Below are 12,347 nucleotides of genomic sequence, written 5' to 3' on the forward strand. Positions count from 1 at the left end.
GCCCTGGCGGTGATCAAGGAGTTTGTGTCCCCGAAGGGGCTCCGGCGTGACACAAACTCCTTGATCTCACTAAGCAGGGAGATGGGGGCAAGCAGACGGGGGTGCAGGCAACGGGGGCGGGGGTGTGGCGGGCGGGGAAGCGGCCTGGAGGGTGGCGGCCAGGCGGTCCCGGACGGCCACCTGAGCCGCGATCCGGGCGTCCAGCACGGCCAGCCGCTCCCGCCCGACCCGCAGCCCGGCCGCCGACGGCGGCGCCGACGCCACGTCCCCGTCCAGGCAGGGCAGGAAGACCCGCACGTCGTCCAGTGTCAGCCCGGCGTCGAGCAGGTGACGGATGTTGCGGACCCGGGTGACCACCGCCTCGTCGTACTCGCGGTAGCCGTTCGCCGCCCGGGCCGAGGCGATGAGCCCGTGTTCCTCGTAGTGCCGCAGGGCACGCGGCGTGCAGCCCGTCGCCTTCGCCACCGCGCCGATCTGCACCGCCGCCACCGTCCTCTCACGCGACCACCGCGCCCCCGTCCACCGGCAGCACCACACCGGTGACGAAGTCCGCCTCCGGCTCGCACAGCCGCCGGATCGCCCAGGCTACGTCCTCCGGCCGGCCGATCCGCCCCGCCGGTGTGTGCGCGAGTTGCCACTCCCGCACCGCCGCGCGTTGTTGCGGCGACAGGCCGCTGTGCTCGCCGATCGGGGTGTCGATCGCGCCGGGCGCCACCGCCACCACCCGGACGCCGCGCGGCGCCAGTTCCACCGCCCAGCTGCGGGTCAGCGAGTCCAGCGCGGCCTTGCCCGCCGCGTACACCGAACTGCCCGGCCAGGCGCGCAGGCCGACCGACGTGGTGACGTTGACGATCACGCCCCGCGTCGCGGCGAGCGACTCGACGGCGGCGTGGGCCAGCCGGATCGGCGCGAGCAGGTTCGTCTCCAGCTGCCGCCGGGCGGCGTCCTCGTCCAGCGCCGCCAGCGGTCCGCCGCCCGCCACCCCGGCGTTGTTGACCAGGACGTCGAGGCGGCCGTACCGGTCGAGCGCGGCGCTGACGATCCGGTCCGGCCCGTCGGGCGCGGTGACGTCGGCGGTCAGCGCGGCGATACCCGGCCGTCCGGCGGCGGTCTCCGTCAGCGGCGCGGCGCGCCGGCCGACGGCGACCACGGCGTACCCGGAGGTGGCGAGGGAGCGTGCGGTGGCCCGGCCGATCCCGGTGCCCGCACCGGTGACCACGGCGACGCGTGGCGTGCGGCGTTCCATGCCGGCATCGTCCGACCCTGCCGCCTGCGGCAGGGTCAATCGGATGTCAGAGCCCGAGCATGACCGGCATCGCGTTGACCGCGCCGTGCGCCACGAGCAGCGGCCACATCCGGCGGTACCGGGACCACAGGTAGCCGAGGAACATCCCGAGCACTCCCTGGTTCACGATCACCGACGCCAGGTCGACGGCGGGCCGTCCGGTGCCCTGGATGGCCACGTGCCAGGCCGCCCACACCAGCGACGCGAGCGCGATCGCCGGCCAGCGTCCCAGCAGCGACTCCCACCGGGTCTGCAGCCACCGCCGGTAGAACACCTCCTCCAGCAGCGCGTTCACCGCGAAGGCCACCAGCAGCGTGACGGCCAGCTCGACCGGCGTGACGCTCCGCCCCCAGTCGCTCGCCGGCACGGCCAGCGGCGTCGCGTAGCTGAGCACCAGCCACACCGCCACCGGCAGCGCCGGACCCCACCGGTGGGCGGCGTCCGCCGGCGCCGCGGCTGGCCGCCACCGTTGCGGCCGCCGACGGGCGGCCAGGAACACCAGCGCCGGTACGCCGAGCAGCAGCGCGAGCTTCAGCACCGTGTACGCGGGTTCGCCGCCCAGCAGCGGCATGACGGCGGCGAACGCGATCCCGGCGAGCAGCAGCGGCACCGCCTCGCGGTACGGCGCGACCGGGTCCGGCCACCTCGGGTCGGATGCGGGTGGGATCAGCCGGATCAGCGCGATCCCGGCCAGCGCCGGGATCCACCGGGTCCACATCGGCACGGTGCCGTCGTGGTCGGCGCTGTACCTGACGCCGGTGTTGCCGGTCGCCACCAGGAAGACCGCCGCGACGGCGATCAGGCCGAGGCCCGCCACGAGGACCACCAGCCCGGCGCGGGGACGACGGCCGGCGATCGAGACGTCTGTCGTCATCGCCGGCACGGTACCAACGCCCGGCGAACGACCCGGCCGGCTCAGCCCTTGAGCGGGTCGTGGCCCCAGTTCATCAGCGACCACCGCCACCTGGTGTCCCGGACGTCACCCGCGGGCCGCTGCGCCAGGTGACGGTGCACGTACCCGATGACCTTGCGCATGTGCTTGTAGTCGGCGGCGGTGAGGTCGGCGCGCTTGCGTCGCAGCAGGTCGACGATGCGCCGGCCGGAGTCGTGGCCGACCGACTCGCCGCCCTGGGTGCCCTTCTTGTGCCAGCCGACGTGTTTGGACTCGTCGCTCTCCAGCCAGCGGGACAGCTCGCCCGGCTTCATGTTCACCGCATCGGTGAACTCCCGGTACGTCTGCTGCGGGTCCTCAGCGCGACTCATGGCGAAGCACCTCCGGACGGTGGGCGACGTCGCGGCCCGAGTCGTCGTTGGTGATCCGGTACTGCGGCTGATCCGGTGAGGCGTCAACTGTGTGCCCGCGTACGTGGGTGCGCTCGGTCAGCTTCTCCTTGACGACCCCGTGCGCCCGGCCGCTGTGGCTGGCCCAGGAGACGTGGTCGCCGGCGCGGAACTCCTTCTCGGCCATGCCGGCCGGTTACCCGCGGTCGATACCGAGTAACGGCGTCGTCAGGGCCGGATCTCAGCGATCGGCAGCTTGATCGCGAAGGGCTCGGACAGCTCGATCACCTCGCTGCTGTCGTCCACCAGTTCGTACTGCCGCTCGCCGCCCGGGCCGATCCGGTCACCGAGGCGGTACGCGTAGAGGTGCACCGGATCCTGCTCGATCCGCCAGTAGAAGGGAATCCCTGCGGCGGCGTACTCGCCCGGCTTGGCGAACCGGTCGACCCGCCGGGTGCCGGGGGAGACGATCTCGACGGCCAGGACGACGTCCACCGGTCGCAGGAGGGACCGGTCGCTCGGCAGCCCGGCGTGGTGGAGCAGGACGTCCGGTTGCCGGCTGGTGTTGGGGCTGAGTCCGACCCCGATGGCCTGGGCGACCCGCAGCCCGGCCGGAGCGTGCGACCGCAGCCAGAGGCTGAGCAGGAGGGATATGTCCTGATGGCCCAGGGTGGGGGAGGGTGTAACCTGGAAGACTCCGTCGACGAGTTCGACGCGGGGGGCGTCGTCCGGCAGGGTGAGCAGATCCTCCAGCGTGTAGTCCGCACGCTGCTGCCGCATCGGGTCCGGACACCAGGGGCCAGGTGATGTCGGGATGGGCTCGGCGCTCATGCGGCGAGCGTACCGCCGGGTGCCGGAGCCCGTGTCGCACCGGACGTGCGACGCGCTCAGTCCGTCGGCTTCTCCGCGACGAAGATGGCGGTGCCGGGGAACAGCCGGCCGCGCAGCGGGCTCCACTGGCCCCAGATCCCCTCGTGCCCGGCCGGCCACTCCGGCTCCACCAGGTCCAGCAGGCGGAAACCGGCGCCGACCAGCTCCCGGATCCGGTCGCCAAGGGTGCGGTGCTGCTCGACGTACGTGGCCACGCCGTGCTCGTCCTGCTCGACGTAGGGGGAGCGGTCGAAGTACGAGTGCACGGCGGTCAGCCCGCCCTCGCCCGGGTCGTCCAGGAAGATCCAGCGCATCGGGTGGGTGACGGAGAAGACCCACCGGCCGCCGGGGCGCAGCACCCGGGCCACCTCGCGCATCGCCGCCGCCGAGTCGTCCACGAACGGGATCGCGCCGAACGCGGTGCACACCGTGTCGAACGCGGCGTCGGCGAACGGCAGGGCGAGCGCGTCGGCCTGCACCAGCGGCACGCGTACCCCGGTGCGGTCGGCGGCCTCGGCGGCGTGCCGCAGCATGCCGGCGGACAGGTCCAGCGCGACCGGCCGGGCGCCCTGGGCGGCGAGCCAGCGGGCGGCGGCGGCCGCGCCGGCGCCGAGTTCGAGGATCCGCCGGCCGGCCACGTCGCCGAGCAGCCGGGCGTCGGCCTCGCGCAGTCCCTCCGGGCACCAGACGAAGTCGGCGTCGCCGAGGAACGCGCCGTGCTCGGCCTGGTACGCGTCGGCGTCGGTGTCCCACCAGCCGCGGTTGGCGCGGCGGACCTCCCCGGCGTCGACCCGTCGGCGGGTCACCCTGTCGTCGTCCACGGGTTCACGCTAGGTCCGGCGGCCCGGGCCGGGCGCGGTGGGGTGGCGGCTGGTACGGATGTGACGGACGAGACAGCTGTGGCACCTTACCGAGCAAAATCTCCGCTTTCGCAGCGGATGAGTTCGCGCGGACCCGGGAGGGCTTGCACGCTGTGGTAATGCAGCGGGTAGGCTAGACGATGCGCTCGCGGATCGTGTGCCTCGGCAGGGAGCAGGTGCGCGGTCACCGGAGCCACTAATGATCTTCTCGCGTCGATCGTTCGGTGTGCCCGGCGACGGATCCGTTGGCGCGGAAGAGTCACCGCGACACCCATGCCCGCTGTGACAACCCATCCGACCGGAGCAACCGCCCACATGACGAGCAGCATCGAGGCCACCTCGAGCGCCAACAAGGTCACCCACGACGACCTCGGCTCTGAGGAAGCTTTCCTCGCCGCGATCGACGAGACCATCAAGTACTTCAACGACGGCGACATTGTCGAAGGCACCGTCGTCAAGGTCGATCGGGACGAGGTCCTGCTCGACATCGGCTACAAGACCGAGGGTGTCATCCCCTCTCGGGAGCTGTCGATCAAGCACGACGTGGACCCGGCCGAGGTCGTTTCGGTGGGCGACCACATCGAGGCCCTCGTCCTCCAGAAGGAGGACAAGGAGGGTCGGCTGATCCTCTCCAAGAAGCGGGCGCAGTACGAGCGGGCCTGGGGCACGATCGAGAAGATCAAGGACGAGGACGGCGTCGTCCGCGGCTCGGTCATCGAGGTCGTCAAGGGTGGTCTCATCCTCGACATCGGCCTGCGTGGCTTCCTGCCCGCGTCGCTCGTCGAGATGCGGCGTGTGCGCGACCTGCAGCCGTACGTCGGCCGCGAGCTCGAAGCCAAGATCATCGAGCTGGACAAGAACCGCAACAACGTGGTCCTGTCCCGCCGTGCCTGGCTGGAGCAGACGCAGTCCGAGGTGCGCACCGAGTTCCTCAACAAGCTCCAGAAGGGGCAGGTCCGCAAGGGCGTCGTCTCCTCGATCGTCAACTTCGGCGCGTTCGTCGACCTGGGCGGCGTGGACGGCCTCGTGCACGTCTCCGAGCTGTCCTGGAAGCACATCGACCACCCGTCCGAGGTCGTCGAGGTGGGCCAGGAGGTCGAGGTCGAGGTCCTGGACGTCGACCTGGACCGCGAGCGGGTCTCGCTGTCGCTGAAGGCGACGCAGGAGGACCCGTGGCGTCAGTTCGCCCGCACCCACGCGATCCAGCAGATCGTGCCGGGTAAGGTCACCAAGCTGGTGCCGTTCGGCGCGTTCGTCCGGGTGGACGACGGCATCGAGGGCCTGGTCCACATCTCCGAGCTGGCCGAGCGCCACGTGGAGATCCCGGAGCAGGTCGTGCAGGTCGGCTCCGAGGTCATGGTCAAGGTCATCGACATCGACCTGGAGCGCCGCCGGATCTCGCTGTCGCTCAAGCAGGCCAACGAGGGCTTCGTCGAGGGCGAGGAGCACTTCGACCCGACCCTCTACGGCATGGCCGCGACCTACGACGAGCAGGGCAACTACATCTACCCGGAGGGCTTCGACCCGGAGACGGGCGAGTGGCTCGAGGGCTACGACAAGCAGCGCGAGACCTGGGAGCAGCAGTACGCCGAGGCGCGTCAGCGCTGGGAGGCCCACACCAAGCAGGTGCAGACCTCCCGCGCCGCCGACGCCGAGGCCGCTGCCAACCCGGCTCCGCCGGCCACCAGCGGCACCACCACCTCGACCTCGGCCCCGAGCCGTCAGGCCGAGGAGCCGGCCGGCACGCTCGCGACCGACGAGGCGCTCGCCGCGCTGCGGGAGAAGCTCGCCGGCGGCAAGTGACCGGACGCTGACGCCTGTTCGTCCCACCGGACGAACCGGCTACCGCCTCTGACGACGGGCCCCGTCCCCGCGTTCCGCACCAGCGGAGCGCCGGGGGCGGGGCCCGCGTCGTATTCCGGGGCGGTTTGGCATGCGGACGAGCGATCCGGTTGACTGTCCGGGTGCTGAAGGTGGGGCTGACCGGCGGAATCGGATCGGGCAAGAGCGCGGTGGCGAGCCGGCTCGCCACGCTGGGCGCGGTGATCGTCGACTCGGACCGCATCGCCCGCGAGATCGTCGCGCCCGGCACCGACGGGCTGGCCGAGGTGGTCGCCGCCTTCTCCGACAAGGTCCTCGACGCCGACGGTGCGCTGGACCGGGCAGCCCTCGGCGCGCTGGTCTTCGGCGACGAGGCCGCCCGCCGCACGCTCGAAGGGATCACCCATCCCCGGGTACGCGCGCGCAGCGCCGAACTGGTCGCCGCCGCCCCCGCCGACGCGATCGTCGTGAACGACGTACCGCTGCTGGTCGAGGTGGGACTCGCGCCGACGTACCACCTGGTGGTCGTGGTGCAGACGGCCGTGCCGACCCGGATGGCCCGGCTGACCCGGGACCGGGGCATGGCTGCGGCGGAGGCGCAGCGGCGCATCGCCGCGCAGGCCGACGACGCCACCCGCCGCGCGGTCGCCGACGTGCTGCTCCCGAACGACGGCACGCTCACCGAGCTGCACGCCGCGGTGGACGCCCTCTGGCGGGACCGCCTGCTGCCCTACGAGCGCAACGTCCGCGAGCGCCGCGTCGTCCCACCGGACCCGGCGGCGCCGGCGGGCCCGGACCCGACCTGGCCCGAGCAGTACGCCCGGCTGGCCGCCCGGATCCGCCACGCCGCCGGCGGCGACGTCCGCGTCGACCACGTCGGCTCCACCGCCGTGCCGGGGCTGGCCGCCCCGGACGTGATCGACATCCAGGTGACGGTGTCCTCGCTCGACGAGGCGGACGGGCCGCTCGCCCAGCGGCTGGCCGAGGCGGGTTTCCCGCGCCTGCCGGGCGAGTGGTGGGACGCGCCACGGCAGCCGGAGCCGGTGCGCTGGGCCAAGCGGCTGCACGGCGGCGCGGACCCGGGGCGTCCGGTGCGCCTGCACCTGCGGGAGGCCGGTTCGCCCGGCTGGCGGTACGCGCTGCTGATGCGCGACCACCTGCGCGCCGACCCGGCGCGGCGGGCGGACTACCTGCAGGTGAAGCGGGATCTGGCGGCGGCCGCGCCGGAGCACGCCGGGTGGGGCACGGTGGCCGATCCCTGGTTCGACGAGGAGCACCTGCGCGCCGAGGAGTGGGCCACGCAGACCGGCTGGCGGCCCTGACCAAGCGTCCCGGCCGCGTCAGCGGTCCCCGGACGGGTCCGCGACGCCTCCGCCGCCGCCCGCCGCGCGCCCCGGCGTGAGGTCGAGCCGGATCCACACGCCCCGCCCGGTCCGCAGTTCCATCCGGCGCGGCAGGCCGGCGCGGTCCAGCCACAGGCGGCGGCCGCCCGGCACCTCGAACACGTCGACCGTCCGGTCGTCCAGCCGGTCCTCCCGGACCCGGACGGTGTCACCGGCCGGCGGCCGCTGAGCCGCCCGCAGCACCGCGTCGAGCAGCCGGTCCAGGTCGTCGCCGGGCGGGCGGGCGGGGGCCGCGAGCAGCGCGCGCGGCACCGGGGCCGGGTGCGTCGCGGGGCCGCCCGGGGACCGCTGCACCTGCGCCATCCGTCCCGGCCGGGCACAGCGGAGGGTACGCCGGCCGCTGCCCTCCTCGATCACCGCGAGGTACGCCGACGGGCTCGTCCAGTCCACCGTGCCGGTGGCCAGCAGGTTGGCCGACGGGGCGAGCGGAGCGGCCACCGTCACCGCCGCGCCGCCCAGCGCCCGGAGCCGGGCGGGCAGCGCGGCCAGCCGGGCGGCCTCGTCGTCGGTGAGCGCCCGGGGCTGCCCGGGCCGGCCGCCGAGGGCGCCCACCGGATGCAGGGTGGGCCGGTCGGCGCGGGTCAGGTCGACGGTGACGGGTGTGCCGTCGGCCAGCCGGCCGGTGAGCCGGTGCAGGCGGGCGTCCGCGTCCACCCACAGCGTCGGCGGCGGGTCACCGGCCGGGCCGAGGGGCGCCTGGAGCACGTCCACCGGGACGCCGCCGACCCGGTCGTCGCGTAGCCACCGGCCGTCGGTGGGCGGCCTGTCGACCCGGTCGGCGCCGAGCCCGATCAGCAGGTCGCGTACCGCGTCCAGGCCGTGCCCGCCGACCGGCTCCCGCATCCGCCACCGGTCCGCCGGCGGCACCAGCGGGGGCCGGGCCGGGGTGGGGAGCGCGCCGGGGTCGGGCCGCACCAGCAGCGCGGACGCGGTGGCCTGGACCAGGCCCCGGTCGGCGCCCGCGCCCGGGCCGCCGACGTCCAGGTAGACCAGGGGGCGGGCCCAGTCGACCCAGCCGACCAGTTCGGTGCGGGCGCCGTCGGCCCCGACGGTGACCCGGACGCCGGCGCGTACGTCACGCAGGTTGGTGACCCGCAGCGCGGCCACCCGGTCGGCCTCGGCGGCGGTGAGCGGGCGTGCCGTCCCGGTCTCGTCGGCCCGGTGGGGTGACCAGGTCAGCAGGCCGGCGACGAGCGTCGCGGCGGAGATCGCGGCGGCGGCCACGAGCGCGGCGAGCGCGATCCGGCGCCGGTCCGGCCCGTCCGGCGGGTCGTCGGCGCCGTCCAGCTCCGGGTCGCCGCCCGGCCGGGTGGTGAGCGTGGGACGGCGGTCGGCGAGCGGGTCGGCGCGGCGGCGCCGGCCGGCCACCGTGGCGGGCCGGGTCGGTGTGGTGGTGCGGCCGCGACGGTGACCCCGGCCCGGCTCCCGGGGGACGGCCTGGTCGCCGTCGCCACGCGCGGAGAGCCGGTGCGGGCGACTCGCGCCGCGCTGGCGGCCCGGCTCGTCGGCGGGCGGGGGCGTGCCGGTGTCGGGCTCGCGTCGCGGCCGGCGCTCGGGAGAGGTCCCCACGAGTGGAGAACGCGAGAGCGGGGTTTCGGTGACGAGCAGGGGCGCTCGCGGCGGCCGGTCAGCGCTGCGCGCGACCACCGTCGGCGCGCACGCCGGTCGTCCCGGGTGCTGCGGCCCTGGCGCCGGGGGCGACCGGCCCGCGAGGGGCGATCACCGGCCCGGTCGGCCGCCGCGAGCGGCCTACGGTACGAGGGTAGACCGGTGAGATGAGCCACACAATGGGAATATCGAAGCCGATCAGGGACGGTCCGTGGTCGTGGCCGGAAGTGTCGGACCTCGGGCGTACCGTTGGTGTCATGGCGCTCGACATTCCCCGGCTCGACGGCCGCTTCCAGGTCGTCAGTGAGTTCCAGCCGGCCGGTGACCAGCCGGCTGCCATCGACGAGCTTGAGCGTCGCGTGCGGCGCGGCGACCGCAACACCGTGCTGCTCGGCGCGACCGGCACGGGCAAGAGCGCCACCACGGCGTGGCTGGTGGAGCGGCTCCAGCGGCCGACCCTGGTGCTCGCCCCCAACAAGACCCTCGCGGCCCAGCTCGCGAAGGAGTTCGGCGAGCTGCTGCCGCAGAACGCGGTCGAATACTTCGTCTCCTACTACGACTACTACCAGCCCGAGGCGTACATCCCGCAGACCGACACCTACATCGAGAAGGACTCCTCGGTCAACGAGGAGGTCGAGCGGCTGCGGCACTCGGCCACGATGTCGCTGCTCACCCGGCGGGACGTCATCGTGGTGGCCACCGTGTCGGCGATCTACGGCCTGGGCACGCCGGAGGAATACCTCGACCGGGCCGTGCGGGTCAAGGTCGGGCAGGAGCTGGACCGCGACCAGTTGCTGCGCCGGCTGGTCGACATCCAGTACACGCGCAACGACATGGCCTTCCAGCGCGGCACGTTCCGGGTCCGCGGCGACACGCTGGAGATCATCCCGGCGTACGAGGAGCTGGCGGTCCGGATCGAGCTGTTCGGTGACGAGATCGAGAAGCTCTACTACCTCAACCCGCTGACCGGTGACGTGGTCCGCGAGGTCGACAGCCTGATGATCTTCCCGGCCACGCACTACGCCGCCGGTCCCGAGCGGATGGAACGGGCGATCCGCGACATCGAGGCCGAGCTGGGCGAGCGGCTGGCCGAGCTGGAGCGGCAGGGCAAGCTGCTGGAGGCCCAGCGGCTGCGCATGCGCACCACCTACGACATCGAGATGATGCGCCAGGTGGGCTTCTGCTCCGGCATCGAGAACTACTCCATGCACATCGACGGCCGGCTGCCGGGCAGCCCGCCGCACTGCCTGCTCGACTACTTCCCCGACGACTTCCTGACGGTGGTCGACGAGTCGCACGTGACGATCCCGCAGATCGGCGGCATGTACGAGGGCGACGCCTCCCGCAAGCGGATGCTCATCGACCACGGCTTCCGGCTCCCCAGCGCGGCCGACAACCGGCCGCTGCGCTTCGACGAGTTCCTGGAGCGGGTGGGCCAGATGGTCTTCCTCTCCGCCACCCCCGGCCCGTGGGAGCTGGAGCAGGCGCAGGGCGAGTTCGTCGAGCAGGTGATCCGGCCCACCGGCCTGATCGATCCCGAGGTGGTGGTCAAGCCGACAAAGGGGCAGATCGACGACCTCATGCACGAGATCAAGCTGCGTACCGAGCGGGACGAGCGGGTGCTCGTCACCACGCTCACCAAGAAGATGGCCGAGGACCTCTCCGACTACCTGCTGGAGAACGGCATCCGGGTGCGCTACCTGCACTCCGAGGTCGACACGCTGCGCCGCGTCGAGCTGCTGCGCGAGCTGCGCAAGGGCGACTACGACGTGCTGGTCGGCATCAACCTGCTCCGGGAGGGTCTCGACCTGCCCGAGGTCTCGCTGGTGGCGATCCTCGACGCGGACAAGGAGGGCTTCCTGCGCAGTGGCCGGTCGCTGATCCAGACCATCGGTCGCGCGGCCCGTAACGTCTCCGGCCAGGTCCACATGTACGCCGACAAGATCACGCCGTCGATGGCGGACGCGATCGACGAGACGAACCGGCGCCGGGCCAAGCAGATCGCCCACAACGAGGCGAACGGCATCAAGCCGGAGCCGTTGCGCAAGAAGATCCACGACATCCTCGACGACATCTACCGCGAGGCGGAGGACACCGAGAACAGCAACGTCGGCGGGGCCGTGCGGCAGCTGTCCCGCGGCAAGGCGCCGGTCAAGGAGACGCGCAGCCGCCGGGGAGCCGCCGCGACACCGTCCCGCGAGGGGATGGCCCGGGCCGACCTGGCCAACCTCATCCAGGAACTCAACGACCAGATGCTCGCCGCCGCGCGCGAGTTGCAGTTCGAGCTGGCCGCGCGGATCCGCGACGAGGTCGCCGACCTCAAGAAGGAACTGCGCGGGATGGACGCCGCAGGAGTCCGGTGACCGGCGGGACGGCCGAGGCGGCGCGATGCTGACCGAGGCCGTCATCGGGCGGCCCGACCCGCGGCTGCGCCAGTGGGTGGACCGCTACCTCGGTTACCGCGAGGACGCGCCCGTCCCGCTGGTCCGCCGGGAGGTGGCGGGCGCGTTCGTGGTGCTGATCCTCGGCTGGGGCGACCCGCTCGACGTGACCGACCCGCGTGCTCCCGGCCGGGGCGCGTACGCCGCGAACGCCTTCCTGGCCGGCCCGTTCGACGGCTGGTGCGCCACCCGTACGGCCGGGACCGGCACCGGGGTGCAGGTGCTGCTGACCGCTCCGGCGGCCCGCCGCCTGCTCGGGCTGCCGCTGGCCGAGCTGACCAACCGGGTGGTGCCGGTCGACGCGGTGGCGGGCTGGCTGGCCCGGCTGCGCGACGAGCTGGCGGGCGATCCGGGCTGGCCGGAGCGCTTCGCGCGGCTCGACGCCGCCCTGGCGGCACGGCTGGCGTCGACCGCGCCGCCGGACCCGCACCTGCTGGCGGCCTGGCGGCGCCTGGACGGCAGCGGGGGAGCGGTCGGCGTGGCCACGCTCGCCGGGGAACTGGGCTGGTCCCGCCGACACCTGTCGGTCCGGTTCCGGCGTGAGTTCGGCCTGCCGCCGAAGACCGTCGCCCGCCTGCTGCGCTTCGAGCGGGCGTACGCGAGCCTGGGCCGGACGCTGCTCACCGCGGACGCCGCCGTGCCGGACGACGCCGGGTGGGCGGAGCGGGCGGCCCGGTGGGGCTACTACGACCAGTCCCACCTGATCCGGGAGTTCCGCGAGTTCGCCGGCGCCACCCCGGCCGCGCTGACCGGATCGCATTCGTCCAATCCGGCCTGA

General features: G+C 73.7%; 12 protein-coding genes. 4 read left to right on the top strand and 8 right to left on the bottom strand.

The genetic code is table 11. From position 1 onward, the window contains the following. Positions 1-69: 69 nt before the first annotated feature. From Q3W68_RS25070 to Q3W68_RS25100, 7 genes are all read right to left on the bottom strand, one after another. Positions 70-489 (bottom strand): MerR family transcriptional regulator, encoded by a 420-nt coding sequence (locus Q3W68_RS25070; RefSeq protein ID WP_302907786.1) that lies wholly within the window; start codon positions 487-489, stop codon positions 70-72. Positions 490-496: 7 nt separating this feature from the next. Further along, the gene (locus tag Q3W68_RS25075) at positions 497-1,246 is read right to left on the bottom strand and encodes an SDR family NAD(P)-dependent oxidoreductase (protein ID WP_302907787.1); all 750 of its coding nucleotides are present in this window, start codon (positions 1,244-1,246) and stop codon (positions 497-499) included. 46 nt (positions 1,247-1,292) lie between these two features. Continuing rightward, positions 1,293-2,159: a CPBP family intramembrane glutamic endopeptidase gene (locus Q3W68_RS25080; protein ID WP_302907788.1), complete on the bottom strand. Its 867-nt coding sequence runs from the start codon at positions 2,157-2,159 to the stop codon at positions 1,293-1,295. Between the two features lie 41 nt (positions 2,160-2,200). Next, the gene (locus tag Q3W68_RS25085) at positions 2,201-2,548 is read right to left on the bottom strand and encodes a DUF3140 domain-containing protein (protein ID WP_368045766.1); all 348 of its coding nucleotides are present in this window, start codon (positions 2,546-2,548) and stop codon (positions 2,201-2,203) included. After that, positions 2,535-2,753 (bottom strand): DUF2945 domain-containing protein, encoded by a 219-nt coding sequence (locus tag Q3W68_RS25090; protein WP_302907789.1) that lies wholly within the window; start codon positions 2,751-2,753, stop codon positions 2,535-2,537. Before Q3W68_RS25090 ends, Q3W68_RS25085 begins: the two co-directional genes overlap by 14 nt. 41 nt (positions 2,754-2,794) lie before the next feature. After that, complete coding sequence (locus tag Q3W68_RS25095; RefSeq protein WP_302907790.1) at positions 2,795-3,346, bottom strand: Uma2 family endonuclease; 552 nt, start codon at positions 3,344-3,346, stop codon at positions 2,795-2,797. A gap of 107 nt (positions 3,347-3,453) precedes the next feature. Further along, on the bottom strand, positions 3,454-4,257 hold the full coding sequence (locus tag Q3W68_RS25100) for a class I SAM-dependent methyltransferase (protein WP_302907791.1): 804 nt from the start codon (positions 4,255-4,257) through the stop codon (positions 3,454-3,456). Positions 4,258-4,569: 312 nt separating this feature from the next. On the opposite strand from Q3W68_RS25100, the gene rpsA reads away from it, so the two are divergent. Next, positions 4,570-6,099: a 30S ribosomal protein S1 gene (gene rpsA, locus Q3W68_RS25105; RefSeq protein ID WP_051611429.1), complete on the top strand. Its 1,530-nt coding sequence runs from the start codon at positions 4,570-4,572 to the stop codon at positions 6,097-6,099. Between the two features lie 161 nt (positions 6,100-6,260). Continuing rightward, positions 6,261-7,439: a dephospho-CoA kinase gene (gene coaE, locus Q3W68_RS25110; protein ID WP_302907939.1), complete on the top strand. Its 1,179-nt coding sequence runs from the start codon at positions 6,261-6,263 to the stop codon at positions 7,437-7,439. An 18-nt stretch (positions 7,440-7,457) separates the two neighbouring features. Here coaE and Q3W68_RS25115 read toward each other — a convergent pair whose 3' ends face one another. Further along, complete coding sequence (locus Q3W68_RS25115; RefSeq protein WP_302907792.1) at positions 7,458-9,089, bottom strand: hypothetical protein; 1,632 nt, start codon at positions 9,087-9,089, stop codon at positions 7,458-7,460. Between the two features lie 296 nt (positions 9,090-9,385). Here Q3W68_RS25115 and uvrB point away from each other — a divergent pair, with 296 nt between their 5' ends. After that, positions 9,386-11,491 carry an excinuclease ABC subunit UvrB gene (gene uvrB / locus Q3W68_RS25120; RefSeq protein ID WP_302907793.1) on the top strand — a complete coding sequence of 702 codons (2,106 nt, stop codon included), beginning with the start codon at positions 9,386-9,388 and terminating at the stop codon, positions 11,489-11,491. Positions 11,492-11,516: 25 nt separating this feature from the next. Next, positions 11,517-12,347 (top strand): helix-turn-helix domain-containing protein, encoded by an 831-nt coding sequence (locus tag Q3W68_RS25125; protein WP_302907794.1) that lies wholly within the window; start codon positions 11,517-11,519, stop codon positions 12,345-12,347.

It is taken from the genome of Micromonospora sp. C28ISP2-4 (assembly GCF_030519385.1).
GTDB lineage: Bacteria > Actinomycetota > Actinomycetes > Mycobacteriales > Micromonosporaceae > Micromonospora > Micromonospora tulbaghiae.

What these genes read in the sequence shown, in the direction of transcription:
- Q3W68_RS25075 (WP_302907787.1), bottom strand. Translation starts at nt 1,246, where the DNA reads ATGGAACGCCGCACGCCACGCGTCGCCGTGGTCACCGGTGCGGGCACC.
- Q3W68_RS25080 (WP_302907788.1), bottom strand. Translation starts at nt 2,159, where the DNA reads ATGACGACAGACGTCTCGATCGCCGGCCGTCGTCCCCGCGCCGGGCTG.
- Q3W68_RS25085 (WP_368045766.1), bottom strand. Translation starts at nt 2,548, where the DNA reads ATGAGTCGCGCTGAGGACCCGCAGCAGACGTACCGGGAGTTCACCGAT.
- Q3W68_RS25090 (WP_302907789.1), bottom strand. Translation starts at nt 2,753, where the DNA reads ATGGCCGAGAAGGAGTTCCGCGCCGGCGACCACGTCTCCTGGGCCAGC.
- Q3W68_RS25095 (WP_302907790.1), bottom strand. Translation starts at nt 3,346, where the DNA reads ATGCGGCAGCAGCGTGCGGACTACACGCTGGAGGATCTGCTCACCCTG.
- rpsA (WP_051611429.1), top strand. Translation starts at nt 4,570, where the DNA reads ATGCCCGCTGTGACAACCCATCCGACCGGAGCAACCGCCCACATGACG.
- uvrB (WP_302907793.1), top strand. Translation starts at nt 9,386, where the DNA reads ATGGCGCTCGACATTCCCCGGCTCGACGGCCGCTTCCAGGTCGTCAGT.
- Q3W68_RS25125 (WP_302907794.1), top strand. Translation starts at nt 11,517, where the DNA reads ATGCTGACCGAGGCCGTCATCGGGCGGCCCGACCCGCGGCTGCGCCAG.